The organism is Streptomyces sp. NPDC053665 (assembly GCF_055585285.1).
The window spans coordinates 1-24657 of sequence record NZ_JBVJKK010000009.1 but is presented as its reverse complement, the minus strand read 5'-3'; the positions used below and the strand labels follow the sequence as shown (position 1 = coordinate 24657).

24 protein-coding genes are annotated in these 24657 nt (G+C 73.9%); 7 read left to right on the top strand and 17 right to left on the bottom strand.

Annotated elements, in window-relative coordinates; genetic code table 11:
- Positions 1–72: 72 nt before the first annotated feature.
- Positions 73–798, bottom strand: coding sequence for an LmbU family transcriptional regulator (locus tag ACZ6ZN_RS30190; protein ID WP_451878712.1), 726 nt, complete (start codon positions 796–798; stop codon positions 73–75).
- Positions 799–857: 59 nt separating this feature from the next.
- Positions 858–1073 carry an MbtH family protein gene (locus tag ACZ6ZN_RS30185; protein WP_398107156.1) on the bottom strand — a complete coding sequence of 72 codons (216 nt, stop codon included), beginning with the start codon at positions 1071–1073 and terminating at the stop codon, positions 858–860.
- Positions 1074–1811: 738 nt separating this feature from the next.
- Between ACZ6ZN_RS30185 and ACZ6ZN_RS30180 the strand changes: the two genes are divergently transcribed.
- The 6 genes from ACZ6ZN_RS30180 (at position 1812) to ACZ6ZN_RS30155 (ending at position 8360) form a co-directional block, all read left to right on the top strand.
- Positions 1812–2990, top strand: a complete 1179-nt coding sequence (locus ACZ6ZN_RS30180) for a serine hydrolase domain-containing protein (protein WP_398107157.1) — start codon at positions 1812–1814, stop codon at positions 2988–2990.
- Positions 2991–3046: 56 nt separating this feature from the next.
- Positions 3047–4075 carry an N-acetyl-gamma-glutamyl-phosphate reductase gene (gene argC, locus ACZ6ZN_RS30175; RefSeq protein ID WP_469651121.1) on the top strand — a complete coding sequence of 343 codons (1029 nt, stop codon included), beginning with the start codon at positions 3047–3049 and terminating at the stop codon, positions 4073–4075.
- Positions 4072–5223, top strand: a complete 1152-nt coding sequence (gene argJ, locus ACZ6ZN_RS30170; RefSeq protein WP_469651119.1) for a bifunctional glutamate N-acetyltransferase/amino-acid acetyltransferase ArgJ — start codon at positions 4072–4074, stop codon at positions 5221–5223. The genes argC and argJ overlap by 4 nt, the downstream gene beginning before the upstream one ends.
- Entirely contained in the window at positions 5220–6137 is a 918-nt protein-coding gene (gene argB, locus ACZ6ZN_RS30165; RefSeq protein WP_451878715.1) for an acetylglutamate kinase, read from the top strand. Before argJ ends, argB begins: the two co-directional genes overlap by 4 nt.
- Positions 6134–7351, top strand: a complete 1218-nt coding sequence (locus ACZ6ZN_RS30160; RefSeq protein WP_469651116.1) for an acetylornithine transaminase — start codon at positions 6134–6136, stop codon at positions 7349–7351. The genes argB and ACZ6ZN_RS30160 overlap by 4 nt, the downstream gene beginning before the upstream one ends.
- Positions 7352–7577: 226 nt before the next feature.
- Positions 7578–8360, top strand: coding sequence for an LmbU family transcriptional regulator (locus tag ACZ6ZN_RS30155; protein ID WP_398107162.1), 783 nt, complete (start codon positions 7578–7580; stop codon positions 8358–8360).
- Between the two features lie 27 nt (positions 8361–8387).
- On the opposite strand, the gene ACZ6ZN_RS30150 is transcribed toward ACZ6ZN_RS30155, so the two are convergent.
- Positions 8388–9032, bottom strand: a complete 645-nt coding sequence (locus tag ACZ6ZN_RS30150) for an FMN-binding negative transcriptional regulator (RefSeq protein WP_398107163.1) — start codon at positions 9030–9032, stop codon at positions 8388–8390.
- Positions 9033–9253: 221 nt separating this feature from the next.
- Between ACZ6ZN_RS30150 and ACZ6ZN_RS30145 the strand changes: the two genes are divergently transcribed.
- The gene (locus ACZ6ZN_RS30145) at positions 9254–10603 is read left to right on the top strand and encodes a lysine N(6)-hydroxylase/L-ornithine N(5)-oxygenase family protein (protein ID WP_469651113.1); all 1350 of its coding nucleotides are present in this window, start codon (positions 9254–9256) and stop codon (positions 10601–10603) included.
- A gap of 139 nt (positions 10604–10742) precedes the next feature.
- On the opposite strand, the gene ACZ6ZN_RS30140 is transcribed toward ACZ6ZN_RS30145, so the two are convergent.
- From ACZ6ZN_RS30140 to ACZ6ZN_RS30075, 14 genes are all read right to left on the bottom strand, one after another.
- Positions 10743–11039 (bottom strand): hypothetical protein, encoded by a 297-nt coding sequence (locus ACZ6ZN_RS30140; protein WP_469651110.1) that lies wholly within the window; start codon positions 11037–11039, stop codon positions 10743–10745.
- Between the two features lie 80 nt (positions 11040–11119).
- Positions 11120–11575 carry a nuclear transport factor 2 family protein gene (locus ACZ6ZN_RS30135; RefSeq protein WP_469651107.1) on the bottom strand — a complete coding sequence of 152 codons (456 nt, stop codon included), beginning with the start codon at positions 11573–11575 and terminating at the stop codon, positions 11120–11122.
- 39 nt (positions 11576–11614) lie between these two features.
- Positions 11615–12565, bottom strand: coding sequence for an aromatase/cyclase (locus ACZ6ZN_RS30130; RefSeq protein ID WP_469651104.1), 951 nt, complete (start codon positions 12563–12565; stop codon positions 11615–11617).
- Between the two features lie 55 nt (positions 12566–12620).
- Complete coding sequence (locus tag ACZ6ZN_RS30125; RefSeq protein ID WP_469651102.1) at positions 12621–14330, bottom strand: FAD-dependent oxidoreductase; 1710 nt, start codon at positions 14328–14330, stop codon at positions 12621–12623.
- On the bottom strand, positions 14330–14617 hold the full coding sequence (locus ACZ6ZN_RS30120) for an antibiotic biosynthesis monooxygenase family protein (protein ID WP_398107169.1): 288 nt from the start codon (positions 14615–14617) through the stop codon (positions 14330–14332). Before ACZ6ZN_RS30120 ends, ACZ6ZN_RS30125 begins: the two co-directional genes overlap by 1 nt.
- 35 nt (positions 14618–14652) lie before the next feature.
- Positions 14653–16293, bottom strand: a complete 1641-nt coding sequence (locus ACZ6ZN_RS30115) for a class I adenylate-forming enzyme family protein (protein ID WP_469651098.1) — start codon at positions 16291–16293, stop codon at positions 14653–14655.
- Between the two features lie 243 nt (positions 16294–16536).
- On the bottom strand, positions 16537–17358 hold the full coding sequence (locus ACZ6ZN_RS30110; RefSeq protein ID WP_398107171.1) for an AfsR/SARP family transcriptional regulator: 822 nt from the start codon (positions 17356–17358) through the stop codon (positions 16537–16539).
- A 189-nt stretch (positions 17359–17547) separates the two neighbouring features.
- On the bottom strand, positions 17548–18384 hold the full coding sequence (locus tag ACZ6ZN_RS30105) for a 4'-phosphopantetheinyl transferase family protein (RefSeq protein WP_451878723.1): 837 nt from the start codon (positions 18382–18384) through the stop codon (positions 17548–17550).
- The gene (locus ACZ6ZN_RS30100; RefSeq protein ID WP_469651095.1) at positions 18381–20114 is read right to left on the bottom strand and encodes a beta-ketoacyl [acyl carrier protein] synthase domain-containing protein; all 1734 of its coding nucleotides are present in this window, start codon (positions 20112–20114) and stop codon (positions 18381–18383) included. Before ACZ6ZN_RS30100 ends, ACZ6ZN_RS30105 begins: the two co-directional genes overlap by 4 nt.
- A 15-nt stretch (positions 20115–20129) precedes the next feature.
- Positions 20130–20918 (bottom strand): acyl carrier protein, encoded by a 789-nt coding sequence (locus tag ACZ6ZN_RS30095; protein WP_469651093.1) that lies wholly within the window; start codon positions 20916–20918, stop codon positions 20130–20132.
- Positions 20919–21059: 141 nt separating this feature from the next.
- A complete protein-coding gene (locus tag ACZ6ZN_RS30090; RefSeq protein WP_451878726.1) occupies positions 21060–21704 on the bottom strand; it encodes a ScbR family autoregulator-binding transcription factor in 645 nt (214 codons plus the stop codon).
- 49 nt (positions 21705–21753) lie between these two features.
- Complete coding sequence (locus ACZ6ZN_RS30085) at positions 21754–22581, bottom strand: AfsR/SARP family transcriptional regulator (RefSeq protein ID WP_469651091.1); 828 nt, start codon at positions 22579–22581, stop codon at positions 21754–21756.
- Positions 22582–22808: 227 nt separating this feature from the next.
- On the bottom strand, positions 22809–23402 hold the full coding sequence (locus tag ACZ6ZN_RS30080; protein ID WP_469651088.1) for a ScbR family autoregulator-binding transcription factor: 594 nt from the start codon (positions 23400–23402) through the stop codon (positions 22809–22811).
- 76 nt (positions 23403–23478) lie between these two features.
- Positions 23479–24657 (bottom strand): acyl-CoA carboxylase subunit beta (locus tag ACZ6ZN_RS30075; protein WP_469651086.1); only part of this gene is annotated, 1179 nt, incomplete at its 5' end.

Genomic DNA, 24657 nt, shown 5'->3' with positions numbered 1-24657 from the left:
GGACGCTCCGCCGGGCGCGCGGGCCCGGGCGGTGGTGCCGCTGGGCGGTGGTGCCGCTAGGCGGTGGTGCCGCTAGGCGGTGCGCCGTTCGGCGGCGGGGAGGTCGGCGCTCTCGAGCATCCGGGCCGCCCACTGGGCGACGGGCAGGCCGTGCGCGGCAGCCGCCTTGGCGCAGTGGTCGAGCTGGGCCGCGGACAGCTCGATGGTCAGGGTGGTGACCTTCTGCCGCCGCTTGCCGGCCGCCGCCCCGGCCAGCCGCGGCACCTCCCGCTGTTCGTCTGCGCCGCCCTCGGACGCCTCGGCGGTGCCGTTCTGCACGGCCAGGCCGGCGCGGACCGCCCGGCGCAGTTCGTTGCGCGACCACTTCTGCTGCTCGGCCTTGCGCAGCCAGTAGTCCTGTTCCGGCGGCGACAGGCGGGTCACCTCGGCGTGGTGGGCGAAGCTCAGGCCGTCGCGCCTGCGATGGTGCTCGAAACGCCGGGCCACCCACGCGTAGTTGCGCAGGGTCTGGTAGTCCAGCCCGGTCCGCTCGATGGCCTCCTTGTACCGCCGCCAGCCGTAGGTGGTCTCCCCGTAGATCAGCCAGTCGGCGAGCCACCACGCGGAGGAGTTCACCAGCTCGCGCAGATTGCTGCCGATGCGCTCCCAGGACCGCTCCGGCAGGTTCTCCGGGAAGATCATCCCCGTCGTGCGCACCGTGGCCTGGGACCCCACGAAGGGCAGCACCACATCGCGCTGAGCGGGCTCACCACGACCCGTCGCAGGTCTCGCGCTCGGGGGTTTCACAGCGCTGCTCACCACCTTGTTCTCCTTACTCAGAGTGCTTGCTGGAACGTGCGGGGCCGACGGCGCGGCGCTCAGTCGGCCGCCATGGCCTCCCGCAGGCTCCTGGGGCGCAGGTCGGTCCAGTTCTGCTCGACGTACTCCAGGCACTCGGGCCTGGCCGCCTCGCCGAAGACCACCCGCCAGCCGGCCGGCACGTCGGCGAACGCCGGCCACAGCGAGTGCTGCTCCTCGTCGTTGACCACGACGTAGAAGCGGCCGTTGTCGTCGTCGAAGGGGTTCGTGCTCACCTGGGCACCGTCCTTGGTCGTCAGGGTGTGACTGGGGTCGGGATGTCGCCGGGCCGGTGCGGGACGGCACCGGGCGGGGCCGCGGCCGGTCTGTCCGGTCGACGGGACACTGCCTGTCCGGTCGACGGGACACCGGGCGTCGGGGGCGGCCTCGGCGTTGCCACGTCACCGTAGGGACTCGGCGGCCGGCGCTTCAAGGGCGGACAGGCCCCTGCGCGAACGGCTGCCACGACCGGCTCGACGGCCGCTCGATCGCCTGTACTTCACCCCGGCCCGTGTGCCAGCATTCCGCCCTGTCGCCCGTACAACGACCCGGGCCGGCGGCCGCACGACACGGCTGCCGGGGCGTTCCCGGGCGCGATCGCACGACTGCGGACCGGCCCCGCGCGCACGGTTCCGTCACCGGTTCGGGCAGCCGTGAGCGGCCCCGACGGCCCGGGCCGCGGGCGCGGTGGTCGCAGCGCTGAGCCCTCCGCCGCGGCGCACGCCACGGCCGGGGCCGTGACGCCACCCGGCACGAGCGGCACGCCCGCCCGCGCCGCCGCGCCGGCCGGCTTCCATACGCACACAGCACGTCCGCCGTTCCGCTTTGCCGCACCCGCCCGGAACGCCGCGACCTCGGAGCCGCCCCGGGCGGCCGGCGACGCGGCGCAGGGCGAGCCACCCGCCCGGGGTGCACCCGGGCCACGGACGACCTCGGTCGATGACGCACCACGCACACAACGGGGAGTGGGGAACATGACGATACGGACGAGGCCGAGAGCCGGCCTGGCCGCTCTGGCGGCCGTGCTGATCACGGCCACGGCTCTCACGGGCACCGCCCGGGCGGCCCGGGACACGCGTGCCGGGGGCGCCGGGCACGAGGGGACCCGGCAGGCCATCGAGGCGGCCGTGCGGGCCGGGGTCCCCGGTGTCGCCGCCGAGGCGCGGGACGCCGACGGTGTCTGGCGCACGGCGGTGGGCGTCGGCGACCTGCGCACGGGCGAGGCCCGCGGCGCCCGGGACCGTTTCCGCGTCGGCAGCATCACCAACACCTTCGTGGCGACGGTCCTGCTGCAGATGGCGGCGGAGGGGAAGCTGTCGCTGGACGACACCGTCGAGCGCCATCTGCCCGGCGTGGTCACGGGCAACGGCAACGACGGCCGCACCATCACCGTGCGCCGGCTCCTCAACCACACCAGCGGCCTGTTCGACTACCTCTCCGAGCCGGCCTACTACCGCACGTACGTCCTGGGCGACGGCTTCCTGAAGCACCGGTACGAGCCCCTGACGGCCGGGCAGCGCCTGGACGTGGCGCTGGCCCACCCGCCGCAGTTCGCCCCCGGCGCCCGGCACGCCTTCTCCCACACCAACGACCTGCTGGCGGCGCTGATCGTCCAGAAGGTCGGCGGCACCTCCTACGAGAACGAGGTGCGCCGGCGCATCATCGAGCCGCTGGGGCTGAAGGCGACCTCCCACCCCGGCGCGGGCACCGGCCTGCCCCGGCCGAGCGGGCGCGGATACTCCAAGCTGTTCTTCGACACGCAGCCGGACCGGATCGACGACGTCACCGAGTTCCACGGCTCGCAGGTCTGGGGCGACGGCGACATCGTCTCCAGCAGCCGCGACCTGAACCGCTTCTTCCGGGCGCTGATGCGGGGCAGGCTGCTGCCCCCGCGGCAGCTCGCGGAGCTGAAGACGACCGTGGTCAACCCCGATCTGCCCATCTCCTCCTACGGGCTGGGCATCGAGCGGCTCGAGATGGGCTGCGGCGAGACGCTCTGGTACCACGACGGGGGCACGGTCGGCTCCCTCACGTTCGTCGCCACCACGGAGGACGGCCGTCACCAGCTCACCTTCAACTACAACGGCGACTGGGAGGTCTCCCAGCTGCTGCCCACCCTGAACGCCGAGTTCTGCGCCACCCCGTCCGGCTGACGCCGTGACACATCCCCCACGACGTGTGAACGACCTGCCTGCCCCCAGGAGGGCTCATGACCGTGCGAGCAGCCGTCGCCGGAGCCGGCGGATATGCGGGAGGCGAACTGCTGCGCCTGCTGCTGGCCCACCCCGGCGTGGAGATCGGCGCGCTGACCGGCCACTCCGGCGCGGGCCGGCGGCTGGGTGAGACGCAGCCCCATCTGGTCCCGCTGGCGGAGCGGGAGGTGCTGCCCACCACCGCCGAGACCCTCGCCGGACACGACGTCGTCTTCCTCGCCCTGCCGCACGGCCGGTCGGCGCGGATCGCGCGCCGGCTCGGCGACGACACCCTCGTCGTCGACTGCGCCGCGGACTTCCGCCTGGCGGACCCCGCCGACTGGGAGACCTTCTACGGCACCCCGCACGCGGGCACCTGGCCCTACGGACTGCCCGAACTGCCCGGCGCCCGGGCGGCGCTGGCCGGCTCACGGCGCATCGCCGTACCGGGCTGCTACCCCACCGCGGTGCTGCTGGCGCTGTTCCCCGCGTTCGCGGCCGGCCTGGCCGAACCCGAGGCGGTGGTGGTCGCGGCGTCCGGCACGTCGGGTGCCGGGCGGGCACCCGCGGCGGACCTGATGGGCAGCGAGGTCATGGGCGCCATGCGGCCCTACGGCGTGGGCGGCGGCCACCGGCACACACCGGAGATGGCGCAGCACCTGGCTGCCGTGGCGGGCCACCGGGTCGCCGTCTCCTTCACACCGACCCTGGCGCCCATGTCCCGCGGCATCCTCGCCACCTGCTCCGCCGCCGCCCGGCCCGGGGTGGACGCGCAGGACGTGCGGGCGGCGTACGTCAAGTCGCTGGCCGACGAGCCGTTCGTGCGGCTGCTGCCCGAGGGGCAGTGGCCGAGCACCGCGGCGGTGCACGGGTCGAACACCGCGCAGGTCCAGGTGGCCCTCGACCCGGCCGCCGGGCGGATCATCGCGATCAGCGCCCTCGACAACCTGACCAAGGGCACCGCGGGCGGGGCCGTGCAGAGCATGAACATCGCCCTGGGCCTGCCCGAGCATCTGGGACTGTCCACGATCGGAGTCGCACCGTGAGCGTCACCGCAGCACGAGGTTTCACCGCGGCGGGCATCGCCGCCGGCATCAAACCCGACGGCGCCCTCGACACGGCTCTCGTCGTCGGCACGGGGCCGCGGTGCGCGGCAGCGGGCGTGTTCACCTCCAACCGCGTGCAGGCGGCGCCGGTCCGGTGGTCCCGGCAGGTCCTCGCCGACGGCTCGCTGCGCGCCGTCGTGCTCAACTCCGGCGGCGCCAACGCCTGCACCGGGCCACAGGGCTTCCACGACACGTGTGCCACCGCGGAGCGGGCCGCCGAGCGGCTCGGCCTGGACGCCTGCGACGTGGCGGTCTGCTCCACCGGTCTGATCGGCGTGCCGCTGCCCATGGACCGGCTGCTGCCCGGCGTCGACGAGGCCGCCCTCCGGCTGTCGGTGTCCGGCGGCGAGGACGCGGCCCGGGCCGTCATGACCACCGACACCGTGCCCAAGACGGCCGCCCTGACCCGGGACGGCTGGACGGTGGGCGGCATGGCCAAGGGCGCCGGGATGCTCGCCCCGGGACTGGCCACCATGCTGGCCCTGATCACCACGGACGCCGACGTCGAGGCCGGTGCGCTCGACCGGGCGCTGCGGGAGGCCGTCCGGGTCACCTTCGACCGGGTCGACTCCGACGGCTGCATGTCCACCAACGACACCGTCCTCCTGCTGGCGTCCGGCGCCTCCGGCGTCACTCCCGCGTACGAGGTGTTCGCGCGGGCCGTGCGGGAGGTGTGCGCCGATCTGGCCGCCCGGCTCGTCGGCGACGCCGAGGGCGCGAGCAAGGAGATCCGCGTCGAGGTCGTGGGCGCCGCCGACGAGGACGACGCGGTCGAGGCGGGCCGCTCCGTGGCCCGCAGCAACCTCCTCAAGTGCGCCGTGCACGGCGAGGATCCCAACTGGGGCCGCGTCCTGTCCGCCGTCGGCACCACCTCGGCCGCCTTCGACCCGGACCGGCTGAGCGTCGCCGTCAACGACGTGTGGGTCTGCAGACACGGCGGGGTCGGCGAGGACCGCGCGCTGGTCGACATGAGCGGCCGCACCGTCCGCATCACCGTGGACCTCGCCGCCGGTCCGCACGGCGCCGTCATCTGGACCAACGACCTCACCGCCGCCTACGTCCACGAGAACAGCGAGTACTCCTCATGAGCGCTTCACCGCCCGCGCAACCGGTCCCCTCCTTCGTCGAGGCGCTGCCGTTCATGGCGCGCCATCGCGGCAAGACGGTCGTCATCAAGTTCGGCGGCCACGCCATGGTCGACGACGACCTGAAGACGGCCTTCGCCATGGACGTGCTGTACCTGCTGCACGCGGGGCTGCGCCCGGTCGTGGTGCACGGCGGCGGCCCGCAGATCAGCGCGCAACTCGGCCGCCTGGGGCTGGAGTCCCGGTTCGAGAGCGGGCTGCGGGTCACCACCGAGGAGACCATGGACGTCGTGCGCATGGTGCTCGCCGGGCAGGTGCAGCGCGAACTGGTCGGCCTGCTCAACGCGCACGGCCCGCACGCGGTGGGCCTCACGGGTGAGGACGCCCGTCTGATGACCGCCGTCAAGCGCTACGCGGACAAGGACGGCACGCCCGTCGACATCGGCCGCGTCGGCGAGGTCGCCCGGGTGGACGCCGGGATCGTGCGGGACCTGATCGAGCACGGCCGCATCCCCGTCATCTCCTCCATCGCCCGGCCCGAGGACGACAAGGACGCCGCCGAGGGCGGGGTGTTCAACGTCAACGCCGACACCGCCGCCGCGGCGGTCGCGGCCGCCCTCGGTGCCGAGATGCTGCTGATCCTCACCGACGTCGAGGGGCTGTACCGGAACTGGCCGCACAGCGACGAGGTGATCGGCCGGCTGACCGCCGGCGAACTGGCCGCGCTGCTGCCGGGGCTGGCCTCCGGGATGATCCCCAAGATGGAGGGCTGCCTGCACGCGGTGAACAACGGGGTGGGCAGCGCCCGCGTCGTCGACGGCCGGGTCGAACACGCCCTGCTCCTCCAGCTGTTCACCGGTGGCACCGGCACCGTCGTCGTCCCCGGCGACGCCGGTGCCCAGGGGGCGACGGCATGAGCGGCGGCGCGGATCCGGGCGGGGCCAACGCGGCGCTGACCCGCCGCTGGCGGGGCGCCCTCATGGACAACTTCGGCACCCCCCGGCTGCCGCTCGTCCAGGGCCGGGGCACTTGGGTGCGGGACGCGGAGGGCCGGGAGTACCTCGACTTCGTCGGCGGCATCGCGGTCAACGCGCTCGGCCACGCGCACCCCGCGGTCGTCCGGGCCGTGGGCGAGCAGATCGCCTCACTCGGGCATGTGTCGAACCTGTTCATCGCCGAGCCGACCGTGCGCCTGGCCGAACGCCTGCTGCGGCTGGCCGGGCGCGAGGGGCGGGTGTACTTCTCCAACTCGGGCGCCGAGGCCAACGAGGCGGCCTTCAAGATCGGCCGGCTGACGGGCCGCCCGCACCTGGTCGCCGCCACCGGCGGATTCCACGGCCGCACGATGGGCGCGCTGGCCCTGACCGGCCAGGAGGCCAAGCGGCGGCCGTTCCGGCCCCTGCCGGGCGACGTCACACACGTGCCGTACGGGGACGCCGACGCGCTGCGCGCCGCCGTCGGCACCCGCACCGCGCTGGTGGTGCTGGAGCCCGTCCAGGGGGAGAACGGTGTGATCGTGCCGCCGCCGGGCTATCTGCGGGCCGCACGCGAGATCACCGCGGCGACCGGCACCCTGCTCGTCCTGGACGAGATCCAGACCGGCGTCGGCCGTACCGGGCGCTGGTTCGCGGCCGAGGCCGAGGGCGTCGAGGCGGACGTCGTCACCCTGGCCAAGGGCCTGGGCGGCGGGCTGCCGATCGGCGCGACGCTCGCCTTCGGCGCGGCGGCGGCTCTGCTGACGCCCGGCACGCACGGCTCCACCTTCGGTGGCAACCCCGTGGTGTGCGCGGCGGCCCTGGCGGTCCTGGACACCATCGAGGAGGCCGGCCTCCTGGAGTCCGTGACCCGCGCCGGCGAGCGGTTGCGCCGCGGCCTGCGGCTGCCGGCCCATCCACTGGTGCGGGAGGTCCGCGGTGCGGGCCTGCTGCTGGGTGTCGTGCTCGGTGACGAGGTCGCGGCGCGGGTGCAGAGCGCGGCGCAGGACCGGGGGCTGCTGGTGAACGCGGTGGCACCGGACGTCATCCGGCTCGCCCCGCCGCTGACCGTGACCGACGGCGAGGTGGACGCGTTCGTCGACGGCTTCCGGGCAGCGCTGTCCGACGTTCTCGAGGAGACCCCGACCGCGGCTTGAGGGCGGTCCGAACGGCATCCGAGCCGGGCGCGGTCCCGCAGGCCGGGGCCGTGCCCGGCACGTCGCCGTCCGGGCCCCGCACCGGCGTTGTGCAGGGCCGATGAGGGGAACGGCACCGGCGCCGCGCCCCATGCCACACAGACATCCGGGTGTGCAACCGTTCGAGTGCCGCTCCAGCCAAGGAGGCGAGAATTCTGGCCAGTCGAATGCACCTTCCCCTGGAGGCATGATGACGCGTCAGGCCGGTCGGACCGCCCCGCAGCCGCACAGCGGCCAGGCAGCCGCCCTCCCGCCCCGGCAGCCGCGAACGGCGGCGGCCGGGCCGCGCGGGGGCCAGGTGCTGACGACCAAGGTGGGCCTGCAGATGCCGTCGCGCATGGCCTTCGAGGAGTGGGAGCGGGCCGGACGCCAGCTCGCCGACGTCCTCGACTCGTCCTCGTGGTGGCTGGGCGACTGGCTGGTGTACGGCAAGGACCACTACACCGACCGCTACCAGCGCGGCATCCGCACCGCCGGCCTGTCGTACCAGACCCTGCGCAACTACGCCTGGGTGTCCCGCAGGTTCGAGCTCGGCCGGCGCCGGGCCGCCCTGAGCTTCCAGCACCACGCGGAGCTGGCCTCCCTGACGGTCGAGGAGCAGGACCGGTGGCTGGACCGCGCCGAGCGGGAGGAGTGGACCACCCGGCAGTTGCGCACCGCCGTCCGCGCCGAGCGCCACGGCGGTGGGCGGCCGGAGGGGTCCGCCGAGCCGATCCGGCGCCTGGAGGTGCGCGGCAGCCGGCTCCAGCGCTGGCACGCCGCCGCCGAGCAGCTCGGCGTCGACTTCGAGCAGTGGGTGACGACCGCGCTGGACAGCGCCGCCGCCAGCACCCTCGAGGACCTCGGCGTCCTCGAGGAGCGCGTGGAGCGTGCCGGACCCCCGGGCGTGCAGGTCCTGCGCGCGCCGGCCGCCGGCGGCTCCGCCGACGGGCGTGCCGGGCGGACCCGGCCGGTGGCCGTCGGCGCCTGAGCCCCGGGCGTCCGGGACCGCGGCGCGTCACGGCAGCCGGCTCATGAGCTCGGCGGTCTGCCGCTTGTAGGTGCACCCGCTCTGCCCGAACGACTCCCGTACCCGCTCCCGCACGTCGCCCGGCTGCTCCTGGCTGAGTTTGAACATGCCGTCGGCGCCGGTCACCGTGAAGCGGAAGGCCCCCACGGCGGGCACGATCTTGCGGAAGTAGCCGAGCGAGCCGGTCATGTCCCAGCCGTCGCCGAACGCTCCCTCGAAGGCGCGCACCGTGGACTCCACCACGCCCAGCGTCTCCTCCGTCGTCGTGATCTTCTCCACCGTGCCGCGGACGTGCACCGCGGTGAAGTTCCAGGTGGGGGCGGCCAGGGTCTTCCGGTACACCGTCGGTGAGACGTAGGAGTGCGGGCCGGTGAACGTCAGCAGCAGCACGCCGCCTTCGTCCAGCGCCGCCCAGTGCGGATTGGCCCGGTTCATGTGGCCGAGCAGCGTGGCGCCCCGCAGGTCGCCGGACCAGTCGGCCGACGTCTCGGGGTCGAAGATGACGGGCAGGTGCGTGGCGAACGGGCCGTCGCCCGCGCCGCCGTTGGACACGGCGAGTGCCAGGGGATTTCCACGGACCAGGTCCACCATCCAGGAACTGCCCGGTTCGCGGTAGAAGTCGGGAACGAACATCCGGAGCCACCCTTTCCTCAAGGCTTCTTCCGTCGGATTTCGAGAATCCGGGCCGACCGTAACGATGTCCCGCCGGCAGGACAACGCTTCCGGAAGTGCCGTCGCTCCAGCGAGACTCGAGCCGTCCTCCAGTTGCCTTCGAGATGTCGTCCGAGCCACACTGCACAGCGATGCCTCGGGCCGCCGGCCGAGTTTTCCAGACGCAATCGGGAGAATTTTCTATGGGCATAACGGGTAGCCGTGACCAAGAGATCTACGACCTGGTCGGAATCGGGTTCGGCCCGTCCAACCTGTCACTCGCGATCGCCCTGGAGGAGCATGGGGCGAGCGCTCCGCAACAGCCCGTCCGATTCCAATTCTTCGAACGCCAGCCGTCATTCGGCTGGCACCGGAACATGCTGCTGCCGTCGACGACGATGCAGATCTCGTTCCTCAAGGATCTGGCGACCTTCCGGAACCCGCTGTCCCGGTTCAGTTTCGTCTCCTATCTGCACGCCAAGAACCGGCTCGTGCAGTTCGTGAACAACCAGGACTTCTATCCGACCCGCCAGGAATTCCACCAGTACCTGGAGTGGGCGGCCGACGCATTTCGCGACCGGGTGGGCTACGGCACCGAGGTCACCTCGGTCCGGCCGGTCACCGACGGGTCGGCACCGCCCGAACTGCTGCGCGTCGAGGTGCGCACCGGCGACGGCACGACCCGCACGGTCACCGCGCGCAACGTGGTCGTCTCCACGGGCCTGGTGCCGCGCCTGCCCCAGGGCGTGACGGCCGACGACCGGGTCTGGCACAGCTCCGAGTTCCTCCGCAGGTTCCACGCGCACGACCCGCGGGACCTCGGGAGCGTGGCGGTGGTCGGCGCCGGGCAGAGCGCGGCCGAGATCACCCGGTTCCTCCACGACGAGCTGCCGCACGCCGAGGTCCACGCGATCATCCCCTCGTACGGCTACTCCGTCGCCGACGACACCCCCTTCGCCAACCAGGTGTTCGACCCCGGCGCGGTGGACGCGTACTACTTCGGCACCGAGCAGGGCCGCGAGGCGTTCTGGCGCTACCACCGCAACACCAACTACTCGGTGGTCGACGCCGACGTCATCCGGGCCCTGTACCAGCGGGTGTACGACGAGGAGGTGCGCGGTGTGCGGCGGTTGCACGTCCGCAACCTGACCCGGGTGTCGGAGGTGAAGCGGCGGGACAACGAGACACGGGTGACGCTGTGCTCGGTGCTGGACGAGCACACCGAGGAACTCGCCGTGGACGCCCTGGTGTTCGCCAGTGGCTACGACGGCCTGGACCCGGCCCGGCTGCTCGGTGACTTCGACCGGCACTTCCTCCGCGACGCGTCCGGCCGGCACCGGGTGGAGCGCGACTACCGCCTCGTCTCGTCCACGGCTCTGGCGTGCGGCGTCTATCTGCAGGGCGGGACCGAGCACACCCACGGCCTGTCGTCGGCGCTGCTGTCGAACATCGCGGTGCGCAGCGGGGAGATCGCCGATTCGGTCGTCCTGCGGCGGGCGGAGCGGGAACTGGGGCACAGCCAGCCACTGGAGGAAGCGTCCCCGGTCGCGTGAGGCGGACGCCGGCGTCATGCGCCGCGGCCCCGGTGCTGGTCACAGCGCCGGGGCCACGCTCGACACCGGCGGGCGCCGGTCCGCGCACCCGGAGCGTCCCGCGTGGGCCCGTGTCAACTCATCGACATATCGGCCGAGTTCACCGCTGTGTCGCGCCGCCGTCGCCGACGGGCGGACGCTCGGTGCCGTACACCGCCAGGAACGCGGTCAGACCGCACACGCCGGTGCCCGGACCGAGGGCGGCCAGCGGCACGTCCCGTCCGAGCCGGCGCACCAGCGTGCGGTGCGTCCGCAGGGCGGCGGCGGCCAGTTCGCCCGCCGGGTCACGGTCCACGCCGGTGCCCTGCCCGGTCATCGCCAGCGCCTCCGCCCGCGCCCTGGAGGCGATCTCGTCCGTGCCCGGCTGCGCTGCCCGGTGTGCTCCGACGTCCGGCATGGCTGCCTCCTCGCTGTCCGCTGTGCTCGGTCCGGGTACGCGCCCGCTCCGGTGTCCGGGATGCGGTCGGTGCGCGCGGTTCAGTCCAGGTCGTCGCGGGTCACCCGGCGGTGCGCGATGCGCCAGCGGCTGCCGGCGCGCACCAGGACGTCCTCCACGACGCACACCGCCAGCACGCGGGAAGTCCCGCCGGGCGCGGTGACGTACGTCAGGGCCGAGCAGCGGGTGCGCAGCGACCCGTCGGCCCGGGGCCGTACGTCGAGCCTGCCGACGAAGTGGTGAAGGCGTCCGCCGGCCCGTCGCTGCCGTTGCGCCCCGGCGCGTGCCCAGCGGCGGAGCTCGGCCCGTGCGGGCGCCGGGCTGGGACGGCCGGGCAGTTCGAGGACGGCGTCCTCGGTGAAGGTGTCCGCCCAGCGCTCGGTGTCGTGCGTGTCGAGGATTCGCATCTCCCGGTGGTAGAAGTGCTGCGCCTGCGCGTACAGGGCGGCGAAGCGCCGCTCGGGGAAGGTGGCGGTGTCTGTCAGCTCGACGGTCATGGCGTGCTGCCTCCACGTGGGTCCCGGCTCCGGCCGTCGTCACCCCAGCCGGGTCAGGCGTTCGGCGTGTTGCCTGGCCAGGTGGAGGGTCGCGGTGGAGTTGCGTCCGAGGGCCTCGCGCACGTGGCGGCGGGCCTGTGCGAGGTCCGCGCCCTGGCCCAGGACCCGTTCCACGGCCTCCTCGCGCAGCACGACGCTGTGCTGGGCGACGGCCGTCACCCCGTCCGCGTCGGGGACGATGTTCCACTCCCCCGTGTGCGCTGCCATCAGGGCGGGCGTCGCGGTCTGCTTGTAGACGATGCGCCCGGCGTGCGGGAAGCAGATGCGCACCGACTCGGTGGTGTGGGCGGACCCGTCCGCGGTCAGGGTGTCCATCGACATGAGCTGCACCCCGGGGACGTCCTCGGTCACCTCCAGCCGTCGCACGTGCGGCACCAGCGCGGGCCACTGGTCGACCCGGTGGAGGAAGTCGTGGACGTGCTCGGCCGGCGCCTCGATGCGTACGGCGTCCTCGAAGGACAGCACGAGGTCGTCCAGGAGCCGCCACCGCTCGGCGAGCGAGCCGATGCTCGCCATCTGCGCCTCGGCGTTGGCGGCGAGACGCCGTTCCACCCAGGCCGCGTCGCCGGGGGCGTGCACGGTGTAGTCGTGGCGCAGCGTCAGCAGGCTGGACTGGTCCGGCCGTTCCTCGACGATCCACAGCCCGTTCATCGCCGTCACCGGGAGCTGGGGGTGGGTCTGCCGGAATTCCACGCTCCGCGTCCCGGGGTCCAGGGCGCGCTCGGAGATCCAGGACCTGACCCGGCCGTCGGCCGTCGCCCACATCCGCAGCCGTTCGGCGGCGCCGTCGAACTCCAGCCGCTCCACGTGCACGTTCTCGGGGAAGAACAACGGCCACTGCCGCGCGTCCGCGATCAGCCCGTAGACGACGCCGGCCGGGGCGTCCACCCGGGCCGAGTGGGAGGTGCGGTGCATCTGGTCAGCCGCCACCTTCGGTACCTCTTCTCTTCGTGTCCGTCGAGTACTTCGGCAGTGGGGGCGGGGGTCAGGACGCGACCGGTCCGCCGTGCGCGCCGGGGATGGGGGCCGGGGCGGGGACGGGGTGCCGCGCTTCGGGACCCAGCGGGGCCAGCGCCCGGTCCAGCGCGGGCCGGGTGAGGTCCTCGCCGCGTGCCGCGACGTAGCCGTCGGGGCGTACCAGCAGCCAGGAGCCGGGCGCGAGGCCGAGCGCGGACCTCAGCCGGGCGTCGGGGTCGGCCAGCGGGGCGGGTCCGTCGGTGCGGGTGCCGGTCACCGTCCGCACCGACAGCCACGCGCCGTACCGGACGGCCGCATCGAGGCTCACGGCGTCGGTCCCGCCGCCCGCTCCGGGGCCGCCCGCGACGTGCAGCAGCGTCCAGCGCGGGTCGCGCAGTTCCTCGTGCAGGGCCCGGCAGCCCGGCGAGGAGGGGTGGTGCACTCCGGCCTCGGTGATCCGCCGGCCGGGCGCGGGCCCGGGGGCCGGGACGGTCGCGGAGACCGCCGCGTTGCCCGCGCCCGTCAGGTGCCGGCGCCGAGCGGCGGTGGTCAGAGGGGAGCCGGGGTACGCGATGCGCAGGCCGGACATGCCGCCCAGGACCTTGCGCTGGACGGCGCGGCGCAGCGCGGGCACGGAGCGCACGACGCCGAGGACGAGCGGCAGCGCAGCCGACGCGAACAGGCTCTTCAGCTGGACGAGGAAGGTCGCGGTCCGGGTGGAGCCCAGCAGGGCCTCGCCGATCGGCACCCGTTCCTCGCTGTAGGTGTCGAGCAGGCCGCGACCGGCGTGGCCGCGATCGACCTGGGCGAGTTTCCAGGCGAGGTTGTACGCCTCCTGCACGCCGGTGTTCATGCCCTGCCCGGAAGCGGGACTGTGCACGTGGGCGGCGTCACCCGCGACGAACACGCGGCCGTCGTGCATCCGCCGGACCATGCGCTGCTGGAAGGTGAACACGGACGTCCACTCGGGCTCACCGACCCGGACCGCGCGTCCGAGGCCCTTGGACAGCTTCGCCGCGAGGTGCGCGGTGCCGCCCTCGGGCACGGGTGCGGTGTCCAGCAGCCGCCAGTGCCCGTCGCGGGCGTAGGGCACCATCATCAGGGCGTGCCCGCCGGTGTGGGTCCAGTAGATGGTGTCGGGCGGCAGGTCGCTCACCACGGGCGCGTCGGCGAGCATCCACGTCTCGCTGGACTCGCCCAGCAGTTCCAGGCCGAGCTGTCTGCGCACGGTGCTGTGGCCGCCGTCGCAGCCGACCAGCCACGAGGTCCGCACGCTCTCGTGCGTGCCGTCGGCCCGGCGCAGCCGGACGCTCACCCCGTCACCGTCCTGCTCGAAGCCGGTCAGCCGCACGCCCCACTCGACGGCGACGCCGAGGCGGGCCAGGGCCCGGCGCAGGACGGCCTCGGTGTCGGTCTGCGGGACGATCAGCGTGTACGGGTAGGACGTCGGCATCGTCGTGTAGTCGGCCTCCAGCCGCACCAGGCGCCGTCCGCCGGAGTACATGGTGAAGGCGCGGTTGCGCCGCCCCCGCGCCAGCAGGTCGTCGACCAGGCCCATCTGCGCGAACGTCTCCAGGGTCCTGGGGTGCACGGCCACGGCCCGGCTGGTCGGCGCGGGCCCGGGCGCGGCGTCGACGAGCCGCACCGGCACGCCCCTGCGGGCGAGTTCGTGCGCGGCGGTCAGACCGACGGGACCCGCGCCGACGACGACGGCCCGCGGCCGGTCGCGGCCGGGCATCAGGCACTCTCCTCGACGATCTCGTACAGGGCCGGGTCGGGTGTGGCCAGCGGGCCCAGACCCTGGACCAGGGACTGGAACTCCTCGCTGCGCACGGCCCTGCGGTGGGCCCCGGCGTCCTTCCACACGGCGAGTTCGAGGAAGACGTTGGGCTCACCGGCGTGACGCAGCGTCAGATGGCTGACGTAGCCGGGCTGGGCGGACATGTAGGAGGTGAGCCGTCCCTTGACGGCGAGGAAGGCGTCGATGTCGCCGTGCACGGTCAGCTTGTTGACGAAGGTCACCATGGTCTGCTCCTCGGGAGGGGGTGGGCGACGGCCGGTCAGCAGGCGGCCTGCTGCGCGAGCCTGCGGCGCACCAGGCGCCGGGCGGGCTTGCCGTTGGGGGTGCGGGGCACGGCGTCCAGCGCCTCGGTCAGCCGGATCCGCTCGAAGTGGGCGAGGTGCTCGTTGGCGCGGGCGGTGATCGAGTCGAGGACGTCGAGGACCTCGTGGGTGTCGCCGGATCCGGGGGTGCCGCCGGATCCGGGGGTGCCGCCGGATCCGGGGGTGCCGCCGGATCCAGGGGTGTCGCGCAGCACGATGCCCGCCCAGACGAGCCCGCCGTGGGTGTCGTCGGGCCAGTCGGCGACCAGGCAGTCGGCGACCCGCGGATCGGTGGCGAGGATCTCCTCGATCCGGCTGGGCGAGACGATCTCGTTGTCGTACTTGAAGATGTCGTCGGCCCGGTCGACCAGCCGCAGCGCTCCGTCGCCGTCGATGTAGCCGATGTCGCCGGTGGAGAACCAGCCGTCCGCGTCGGTGCGGGCGGGGGTGTCCTCACCGAGGTAGCCGGCCATCAGCTGCGGGCCTTTGACCTGCACCTCCCCGGTGGACCAGACGTCGACCGGGCGGCGGGTGGCCGGGTCGACCAGTCGGCACCGGGTGCCGGGCACCGGGACGCCGACCGCTCCGGGCCGGTCCAGGCCGGGCCGCTGGCAGTGGGTGAGCGGGGACAGTTCGGCCATGCCGTAGCCCTGGATCACCGGTACCCGCAGCAGGTCGCGCAGTGTGGTGGCGGCGTCGGGGCGCAGCCGTGAGCCGCCGGAGAGGACGGCGGTGAGCCGGGGGCCGCCCCGGGCCGGCGGCGGCGTGCCGGGCAGGCGGTCGTCGGCTGCCAGGCGGTGCAGTCGTGCGGGCAGCCCGTAGTAGTGGGTGGCGCCGGTGCCCGCGGCCACGGCCAGCGAGACCAGCGGGTCGGGATCGGTGCACAGCACCTGGCAGGCGCCCGCGGACAGGGCCGAGTTGAGGTGCATCACGTGGTACAGCGGCAGGTGGTTCACGGTGACCGAGTCGCTGCCCAGCAGGTGGGCGAGCGCGGTCTGCCGCGCGTTGGCGACCACGTTGCGGTGGGTGAGCCGCACTCCTCTGGGGCGGCCGGTGGTCCCCGTGGTGAACTGCACGCAGGCGACGTCGTCCAGGTCGGCGGGCGGCCGGCCGCCGGTGGCGGGCGCCTCCTCGAGGGCGGTGTGCAACGCCACGCAGCCGGGTGGCACCAGTGCCGCCGGGGAGTCCGTCACGGCGATGGTGGCGAGCGAGGGCAGCAGACGCCGCATCTTCGCCAACGAGCCCGCGGTCGCCGCCGGGACCAGCGCCAGCTCGGCTCCGGAGGCGGCGCACACGTGCCGCAGTCCGTCCTCCCCCATCAGCGGGTTGACCAGGACCACCGTCGCACCGGCGCCGATCACGCCGTGGTAGGCGGCGGCGAAGACGGGGTCGAGGACATTGGCGACGGCGACCCGGGCGCCGGGGCGGCCGCCGGTGGCCTGCGCCACGAACGCGGCGATCCGCTCGGCCCGGACGGCCAGTTCGCCGAAGGTCAGGGCCTCGTGGGCGGTGCGCAGGGCGAGTCGGTGCGGATGGCGCTCGGCTGCCGTGCGCAGCAGCCCGTCCACCGGAAGCTCGGGGTAGGTGAAGTCGGGCACGGCTCGTTCTCCTCCGGGGCTCGGCGGGGGCGGCGCGTGCACCGCTCGGCACCACTCACGGTCTGCCGAAGCACTTGAGGAAGGTTCGAAGAGTGCTCGATCTGTGCCGGGGACGGCGGGGCCGGCGGCCGACCGGGACCACGGCCCCCGGCCGGCGGCCCGCCTCACCCGACGCCGAACCCGGGCCCGTCCCGCGGATCCGGCGTCCCCGAGGTCCGCACCGCGGGCCGGGCCGCTCCCAGGTCAGGCGGCGAACAGGTTGAAGGTGGAGGTGCGGCGCTCTCCGCAGACCTGGTCGAGTGCCGGGTCGACGGTGAGCATCGCCTGGTGCAGCCGTTGCAGCTGCGGCGAGGGCTCGACGCCCAGTTCCTCGATCAGCCGGCCGCGCAGCCGCCGGTAGACGTCCAGCGCGGTGGCCTGCCGGCCCGAGCGGTACAGCGCCACCATGGCCTGCGAGTGCAGGCCCTCGTGCTGCGGGTGACGGGCCACCAGGTCCGTCAGCTCCGCGATGAGTTCGGCGTGCCGGCCGAGCCGGAGGTCGGCGTCGATACGGCGCTCCACGGTGCCCAGGCGGCTCTCCTCGAGCCGCAGCACCTCGATCTCCAGGATCGGCCCCACGCGGACGTCCACCAGCGCCGGTCCCTGCCACATGGCCAGCGCGTCCCGGAACAGCCCGGCGGCCCGGGCGTCGTCGCCCTCCTCGAACGCACTCTGACCGGCGGTCGCCAGTTGCTCGTAGCGGTGCACGTCGACGCTCTCGGGCGGGATCTGGAGCAGGTACCCGCCGTGCCGGGTGGCCAGCACCTCCTTGGCGGTGCCGGGGGCGTCCGGGCCCATGGCGGTACCGAGGCGGCGGCGCAGCTGAAGGATGTACGTCTGCATGGTCGTCATGGCGCTCTGCGGCATGTCGGTGCCCCAGATCTCCTCCATGAGCGTGGGCACGGTCATGACCCGGCCCGGGTAGAAGGCGAGCAGGGCGAGGAGCTGCCTCGGTTTGCCCGCGGTCGGGACGATCGAGATCCCGTTGACGTCGGCGCTCAATGGACCCAGAACCTGTATCTCCACAGTTTCCTCCCCGTACCGGTTGAGTGGGTGGTTCCACTCGTGGCTGGAAGCCGTCGGCCGTGTAGCACGCTAGCTCTGTTCGGGGGGCGCGCCCCGTAATCTCCACCCGCGTTCGAGCGACCTTCCACAGGTGGCCTTCCGACCTGGGGCCGGCCCGTTCGAACGCCGGGCGCGGCCCTGGGTCACCTCTCACACCGGTACGGCCACGGGCTCGGGCAGGGGCACCAGCCGCGGCGCGGCGCGGCCCCAGGGGAAGCCGTGGTGGAGCTGGAGGACGGGCGGCGCCCCGGGGCCGGCCAGGACGGCCACGGCGGCCACCACGTCGGGCACCGGCTCCAGCTCCACGAAGCGCCACCAGCGTTCGTGGTCGTTGCCGGGCGGCCGGAATCCGGTCACCCCGCGGTCCTCGGCGAGCGTGAAGGAGAACGAGTCGAAGGGCAGCCCGAGACCCAGTCCGCGCGCCTTGGAGTACGCCTCCTTCAGGGTCCACAGCCGCAGGGCCCTCCGGTCGCGCGGCCGGCCCGGAGCGGCCCGGGCCACCCAGTGGCGTTCCTCCGCGGCGAAGGTCTCCACGATGGTGTCCAGGCCCTTGTCGCCCCGGTCGAGCCGCTCCACGTCGACGCCGATGCGGTGGCGCCGCACCACGCCGACCAGGTTGTGCCCCTGGGAGTGGGAGAGGTTGAAGTCCAGTTCGCGTCCTCCCCGGGGCAGTCCCTCCGGCGGCTTCTGCAGGAACGGCCGGCCGCGCGAGGAGCGCCAGATCACCGCCTCGGGCTCCGGCACCCCGCTCTCCAGGGCCAGCACCCGCCGTACGAGGGTGTGGGCGACGAGGTACTGGCGCCGGTCCCGTTCGAAGAGAAACCTTCCTGCAATCTCCTGCTCGTGCTCGTCCAGCCAGTGCGTGGCCAGGGTGGCCGCGATGCCCGGCGCCAGTTCCTCGTTCGGGCAGAACCACAGCTTCACCGTCTCGTCCGGCGGCCCCGGGTGGCCGGGGGGGTGCTGCGACGCCGTGGGCGTGGGGGTCATCCGGTGCGCTCCCCCGCGTCCAGCCACAGGGCCCGCCGCAGGAACACCGACGGCGGGGGCAGCGCCGGCCCACCCGCCGCCGGGCCCTCCAGCGCGGCCCAGTCGGGGTCGACGCCGCTCAGCCACAGCCGGGTGAGCTGTTCGATCCGCCCGCTGCGCCAGAGCGCCGCGAGGTAGTCACGGGTCTCGGGGGCCTGACCCAGGTGCAGCGGGTCGGCGCCGTCGCGCAGATCGGCATGGCGCAGGCCCCCGCCGGCCTTGCCGCTGTCGGCGAACGCCCGCAGCGCGGCGAGCAGTTCGGGCACGTCGGCGGCCAGGACGGCGATCCGGCAGGGCAGGGCGGCCCGCCCGGCCCGCAGGTGCCGCGCGACCTGGGCGAGCAGCGGGGCGCCGGCGTCCTGCCCCGGTGCCTCCAGCCAGTCGGCCAGCCGGGCGGCGCCGGCCACGAGGTGTGCGGGGGTGGGCGCGGACAGCAGGACGAGCTGCTCCGTGCCGTCCGCCTCCGCCGGTGCCGCGGCGGGCGGGGACGAGAACTCCTCGACGACCGCCCCGGCGACGAGCCCGTCGCCGTCGTCCACCTCGACCGTGGCGGCACGCGGCAGGTCGCGCCCGTGCTCGTCCCGGGCCCGCTGCCACGGCACGGGCTCCTCCCCCGGCCCGGCCGGGGCGATCACCCCGTGCCGCGCCTGGAGCACGGCGGCGGTCAGACCCGCGATGCCCAGGGCCGCGCCGGCGTCACCGACGTGCCGGGCGAGCGTGGCGCGGGTGACGCGCGGCCGGAAGCCACCGGCCCCGCGGGGGATGTCGTCACCCGCGGGGTGGCGGGAGGCGGCGGGCCGGTAGGCGCTGTAGGTGTCACGCACGACGGCGTGCACCCGGTCCCCGTCACGCAGCGCCCGGTCGAGCCGCTTGAGCACCACGGCGCCCACTCCTTCCCCGGCGCCGTCACCGGCCCGCGAGGGGTGCAGCAGCAGTTCGACGCCGCCGGCGACGGCCGCCGCGCACTCACCGCGCTCCAGCGACGCGACGGCCAGGTGGACGGCGGTGAGGGCCGAGCAGGCGCCGGTGTCGACCGCCTGCCCCGGCCCGCTCAGCCCCAGCATCGCCGCGAGTCTGCCGGGCGGCCTCCCGTGGGAACCGCGGGGCATCTCGCGCAGACCGCGCCCCCGGCCCTCGGCGGCGAGCAGCGCGTAGTCCGCGGAGCCGACGCCGGCGAAGAAACCGACGGCGCGCGGCACGCCGCCCGGGCCGGTCAGGGCGTCCAGCCGGGCCCCGGTGCAGCCGGCGTCCTCCAGGGCCAGCCAGGCGCTCTCCAGCAGCAGCCGGGCCTGGGGGTCGAGCAGGGCGCCCTCGCGAGGGGTCAGGCCGAAGAACGCGGCGTCGAACTGCTCGACGCCGTCCAGGAAGTGGCCGCGCCGTCCCGCAGCGAGCAGGGACGGGCCGGGTCGGTCGGGGGGCGCGCCGCGGGCGGTGTCGCGGCCGGCGCACAGGTTCTCGAACAGGGCGTGCGGGTCGTCGGCCAGGGGATAGCGTCCGGCGAGGCCGACGACGGCGTACCGGCCGTCCGTGGCAGGTGGGCCGGGGGGTGCCGATACCTCGGTGCGCGGCAGCTCGGGCGGCTTCCGGGCCGCCGCGGGCGCCGGGGCCGCCGCGCCGCCCAGCAGCCGAGTGGCTTGCGCGCGGTCCAGCGTGCCGGCCTTGAAGCGGGTGAGTATCTCGCGTTCGTCCATGGGTGTTCTGTCCGTTCAGGACCCGGGGCGCAGCAGGCCGAGCGCGTCGTCGACGGAGATCCGGTCCTCGCGCACGGCGTCGAGGAGCGCTTCGAGACCCATGACGCCGCCGGGCGGGGCTGCTTCGGGCAGGGCTTCCGGGGCGGGCAGGGCTTCCGGGGCGGGCAAGACGGCTGGCGCGGGCCGGCGGGTCGCGGTGCCCGCGGCCGTGGCGGAGACGACGTGCGCGGCCAGGGCGGCCAGGTCCGGGTGGTCGTAGAGGGTGACGGCGCGCTCGTGCAGACCGTAGATGTCGTTGATCGTGGACACGAACTGCGCGCCCACGATGGAGTCCACACCCAGCACGTTGAAGGGGGCACCGGGGTCGATGTCCCAGGGGTCGCAGCACAGGATGCGGGCGATCTCCTCGCGCAGCACGTCCAGCACCGCTCCTGCGGCGGGCACGGGCGCCCTCGGCGGGGCGGGCACGGGTGCCGTCGCCATGGCGAGCGCGGCCGGGTGGGTGACGGGCTCCTCGAAGGGCGCCTCACCGGGCAGCCCCCGCTCCCGGGCGACGTGCCGGGCCAGTTCGAGCAGCGTGGGGTGGTCGAAGAGCGCGTCCGGTTTGACCGCCGTGCCGTAGCGGGCGTTGACGGTGGCGACGAACTCGACGGTGAGCAGGGAGTCCAGGCCGAGCGACCTGAAGGTCTGCGTGACGTCGATCCGTTCGCTCCTCAGACGCAGCACGGTGGCGAGCATGACCACGAGGTCCTGCATCAGATCGGTGGACACCTCGCCGGGGGGTGTGACGCTGTGGTCGGGCATGGCTTGACTCCAGGGGTCCGTCCGTCCCGGCCGGCCGACGACGGAAACAGGGAAGAGGGGAGTGGGGGCCGCGGACGGTTGCTGCGCGAGGTGCGGCGCGGGTGCCTGTCCGGTCCGCGAGGAAGGAATGCCGCCCGCCGCTCAGGCGACCGGGGTGAGCTGGGCGGCCAGCGCCGAGGCGCGGACGTCGTAGCGGCCGGTGTCCCCGGCCGGGACCAGGGCCGTCAGCAGCGGATCCCACAACGCCGCCACTCTGCGGCGCAGTTCGGGACGCGAGAGCCCGGTGCCGGACAGCACGCCGATGCCGCACACCGCCGCCGACGTCAGTGTCTCGGGACCGTCCGGGCGGAGGTGTTCGTGCAGATGGCCGGCCTCGCGGGCGAGGTCGACGAGCTGGAGCACCTCGGTGATCCACACCTGGTGGAAGTCGGTGACGGGCGGTTGCCGCCCGCTGCGTTCGCTGGTGATGCGGAAGCTGGCGCGGATCACCGGATCCTCGTGGAGCACCCAGGCCAGCCAGTGCGTCAGGTCGATCAGCGCCTGCACCGGCGCCGCCCCGGCCTCCTGCCGGCCCTGGACGAAGTCGCGCAGCAGGATCCGGCCCTGCTCCTGGACGGCGTCGGCCAGTCCTTCCTTGGAGGCGAAGTGGAAGTACAGCGCCCCCTTGGTCAGTCCGGCCTCCTGCGCGATCTGCCCCAGTGTGGCGCTGGCGTAGCCGTTGCGGTCGAACGCGTGCGCACCTGCCCGGACGAGCCTGTGCCGCGTCCGTTGTGACCTGGCCTGCATCGCGGGCCCCTCTCCTCGACTGCGGAGCTGATGGCGGCCGGCTGCGGGGTCAGCCGACCCGGCTGAGCCGCTCGCCGCCGGCCGGAGCGAGCAGGGCCGACTCGGGCCCGGCCATGAGGATCGAGCGCTGCATCCGGCGCAGCCCGGCGGAGGGTTCGAGGCCCAACTCCCGCACCAGGGCGGTGCGCAACCGGGCATAGACGTCGAGAGCCTCGCTGCGGCGGCCGGAGCGGTGCAGCGCCAGCATGAGCTGCCCGTGCAGGGTCTCGTGGGTGCGGTAGCGGCTGACCAGGACGGTCAGCTCGCCGAGCAGTTCGCGATGGCGGCCCAGCCGCAGGTCGGCCTCGATGCGCTGGTCGAGGGCGCACAGCCGGGTCTCCTCCAGCCGCCGGGTCTCCATCTCCAGCTGCGCGCCGGTCTGCACATCGGCGAGCGCGGAGCCGGTCCACAGCGACAGCGCGTCGCGCAACTGCCGGGCCGCGCCGGTGAAGTCGCCCGCGTCCATGGCCCGGTACCCGGTGCCGGCCAGCCGCTCGAACTCGCGGACGTCGCTGGCACCGCCCCGGGTGTGGAGGAGGTAGCCCCCCGGCGAGGTGACGAGCACGTCCTTGGCGGTGCGCGCCGGGGCTCCTTCCGCGTCACGGGCGACAGCGGCCGAGATCATCTCGCGCAGCTGCAGTACGTAGGTCTGCAGCGTGGTGCGCGCACTGCGCGGGGGCTGCCCGCCCCACAGTTCCTCGATCAGCGTGGCGACGGGCACCACCTGGTCGGCGTGCAGGGCGAGCAGCGCCAGCACCTGGCGCGGTTTGGGTGCCGTCGGGGTGACCGAGACCCCGTTCTCCCTGACGTCGAGTGCGCCCAGTACTGCGATGTCCATGTCGTCTCCCCTGTCCCGCTACCGGGCTCCCAGTAAAAAACGGGGCGGATGGTTTGTCAATACCAAACCATCCGCGCTGTTTTTTTCTCTGGAGCCGCTCCAGTGGCACTCGACAGCCGCTTGAGCTGGCCTTTTCCGAGCGAGACGAGCGGTCAGTGCGTGCACGGACACCGCTGCGGACCTGCACGTACGCACGAAGATCCGAATAGCAGACCGCGTGGACTGTTTCAGGAGTCGTCTCGACCGTGCCCCGTCAGCCGGGGCAGGAGGACGTCCCACAGCCGGGTCACCGTCTCGGGCGACAACCACGCCCGGTCGGTGCCGCCCAGCACCTCGAGGCCGACGGTGGCGGCCACGACGGCGACGACGGCGTCGCCGGCCGAGATCCCTTCGCCGAGATGGCCGTCCTCCTCGGCCTGGCGCAGCACGTGCTCCACCCAGCGCTGCCATTCGAGCCGCAGCACCGGCTCCCGCCCCCCGAGCGGATCGTCGGAGAGCCCGAACCCGGCCCGTACGACGACGTCGTGCCCGATCCGGTCCATCAACCGGTGGGTGCCCTCGACCAGCGTCTGGAGCGGGCCTTCGTCCCGGGCTCCGGCGTCCCGCACGATCTGCCGCACGGTATCGAGCGCCTGCGCCATGACGGCCTGCGTCAGCGCCTGCTTGTTCGGGAAGTGGAAGTGCAGGGCGCCGTTGCTCACCCCCGCTTGCCGGCTGATCGTCGTCAGCGAGGCGCGCGCGAAGCCCTCCTGCGCGAACACTTCGGCTCCGGCACGGATCAGAGCCTGGCGGGTACGGGCCGCTCGCTCCTGCTTGACCATCAATCGTCTCCTGCCTCCGGTGCACGGGTGGCGCTCCGGGGCGGAGGGCCTGCCGTGCACCGCGTCGTTCGTCGGTTCACTGCGGCGGGTTGCCGTGCTTGCGGGAGGGCAGGTCGGCGTGCTTGGCCCGCAGCATCGCGAGGGCGCCGACGAGGACCCCGCGGGTCTCCGCGGGGTCGATGACGTCGTCGACCAGGCCGCGTTCGGCCGCGTAGTAGGGGTGCATCAGCTCGGACTTGTACTCCTTGACCACCTTCTGCCGCACGGCCTCGGGGTCGTCCGCCTCGGCGATCCGGCGCCGGAAGATGACGTTGGCCGCGCCCTCGGCGCCCATGACCGCGATCTCGTTCGTCGGCCAGGCGTAGGTGAGGTCGGCGCCGATGGACTGGCTGTCCATGACGATGTAGGCGCCACCGTAGGCCTTGCGCAGGATCAGCGAGACCCGGGGCACGGTGGCGTTGCAGTAGGCGTACAGCAGCTTCGCGCCGTGCCGGATGATCCCGCCGTGCTCCTGGCCCACGCCGGGCAGGAAGCCGGGGACGTCCACCAGCGTCACGAGCGGGACGTTGAAGGAGTCGCACCACTGCACGAAGCGGGCCGCCTTCTCGGAGGCCTCGATGTCCAGCACCCCGGCCAGCGCCTGCGGCTGGTTGGCGACGATGCCGACCACCTGCCCGTCCAGCCGCGCCAGCGCGCAGACGACGTTGCGCGCCCAGCGCTCGTGGACCTCCAGGTACTCGCCGTCGTCGACGATCTCCTCGATCACCGTGCACATGTCGTAGGGCTGATGACCGTCGGCCGGCACCAGCCGCGTCAGCGCCTCGCACCGGCGATCCGCGGGGTCCGCGCAGGGCACCGGCGGCGGGGCGGTCCGGTTGTTCTGCGGGAGCAGGGAGAGGAGGTAGCGGACCTCGGCGATGCAGGTCTCTTCGTCGTCGTAGGCGAAGTGGCAGACGCCGGAGGTCTCGGCGTGGACGTCGGCGCCGCCCAGGCCGTTCTGGGTGATCTCCTCGCCGGTGACCGCCTTGACCACGTCGGGGCCGGTGATGAACATCTGCGAGGTGTCGCGGACCATGAACACGAAGTCGGTCAGGGCGGGGCTGTAGGCCGCACCGCCCGCGCACGGACCGAGCATGACGCTGATCTGCGGGATGACACCCGAGGCCTTGGTGTTGCGCTGGAAGATGCCGCCGTAGCCGGCCAGCGCCGAGACGCCCTCCTGGATACGGGCGCCCGCGCCGTCGTTCAGCGAGAC

Excerpts from the sequence above, each read along its gene's own strand:
- ACZ6ZN_RS30180 (WP_398107157.1), top strand. The coding sequence starts at position 1,812 with ATGACGATACGGACGAGGCCGAGAGCCGGCCTGGCCGCTCTGGCGGCC.
- argC (WP_469651121.1), top strand. The coding sequence starts at position 3,047 with ATGACCGTGCGAGCAGCCGTCGCCGGAGCCGGCGGATATGCGGGAGGC.
- argB (WP_451878715.1), top strand. The coding sequence starts at position 5,220 with ATGAGCGCTTCACCGCCCGCGCAACCGGTCCCCTCCTTCGTCGAGGCG.
- ACZ6ZN_RS30160 (WP_469651116.1), top strand. The coding sequence starts at position 6,134 with ATGAGCGGCGGCGCGGATCCGGGCGGGGCCAACGCGGCGCTGACCCGC.
- ACZ6ZN_RS30155 (WP_398107162.1), top strand. The coding sequence starts at position 7,578 with ATGATGACGCGTCAGGCCGGTCGGACCGCCCCGCAGCCGCACAGCGGC.
- ACZ6ZN_RS30150 (WP_398107163.1), bottom strand. The coding sequence starts at position 9,032 with ATGTTCGTTCCCGACTTCTACCGCGAACCGGGCAGTTCCTGGATGGTG.
- ACZ6ZN_RS30145 (WP_469651113.1), top strand. The coding sequence starts at position 9,254 with ATGGGCATAACGGGTAGCCGTGACCAAGAGATCTACGACCTGGTCGGA.
- ACZ6ZN_RS30140 (WP_469651110.1), bottom strand. The coding sequence starts at position 11,039 with ATGCCGGACGTCGGAGCACACCGGGCAGCGCAGCCGGGCACGGACGAG.
- ACZ6ZN_RS30135 (WP_469651107.1), bottom strand. The coding sequence starts at position 11,575 with ATGACCGTCGAGCTGACAGACACCGCCACCTTCCCCGAGCGGCGCTTC.
- ACZ6ZN_RS30125 (WP_469651102.1), bottom strand. The coding sequence starts at position 14,330 with ATGCCCGGCCGCGACCGGCCGCGGGCCGTCGTCGTCGGCGCGGGTCCC.
- ACZ6ZN_RS30120 (WP_398107169.1), bottom strand. The coding sequence starts at position 14,617 with ATGGTGACCTTCGTCAACAAGCTGACCGTGCACGGCGACATCGACGCC.
- ACZ6ZN_RS30105 (WP_451878723.1), bottom strand. The coding sequence starts at position 18,384 with ATGACCCCCACGCCCACGGCGTCGCAGCACCCCCCCGGCCACCCGGGG.
- ACZ6ZN_RS30100 (WP_469651095.1), bottom strand. The coding sequence starts at position 20,114 with ATGGACGAACGCGAGATACTCACCCGCTTCAAGGCCGGCACGCTGGAC.
- ACZ6ZN_RS30095 (WP_469651093.1), bottom strand. The coding sequence starts at position 20,918 with ATGCCCGACCACAGCGTCACACCCCCCGGCGAGGTGTCCACCGATCTG.
- ACZ6ZN_RS30090 (WP_451878726.1), bottom strand. The coding sequence starts at position 21,704 with ATGCAGGCCAGGTCACAACGGACGCGGCACAGGCTCGTCCGGGCAGGT.
- ACZ6ZN_RS30085 (WP_469651091.1), bottom strand. The coding sequence starts at position 22,581 with ATGGACATCGCAGTACTGGGCGCACTCGACGTCAGGGAGAACGGGGTC.
- ACZ6ZN_RS30080 (WP_469651088.1), bottom strand. The coding sequence starts at position 23,402 with ATGGTCAAGCAGGAGCGAGCGGCCCGTACCCGCCAGGCTCTGATCCGT.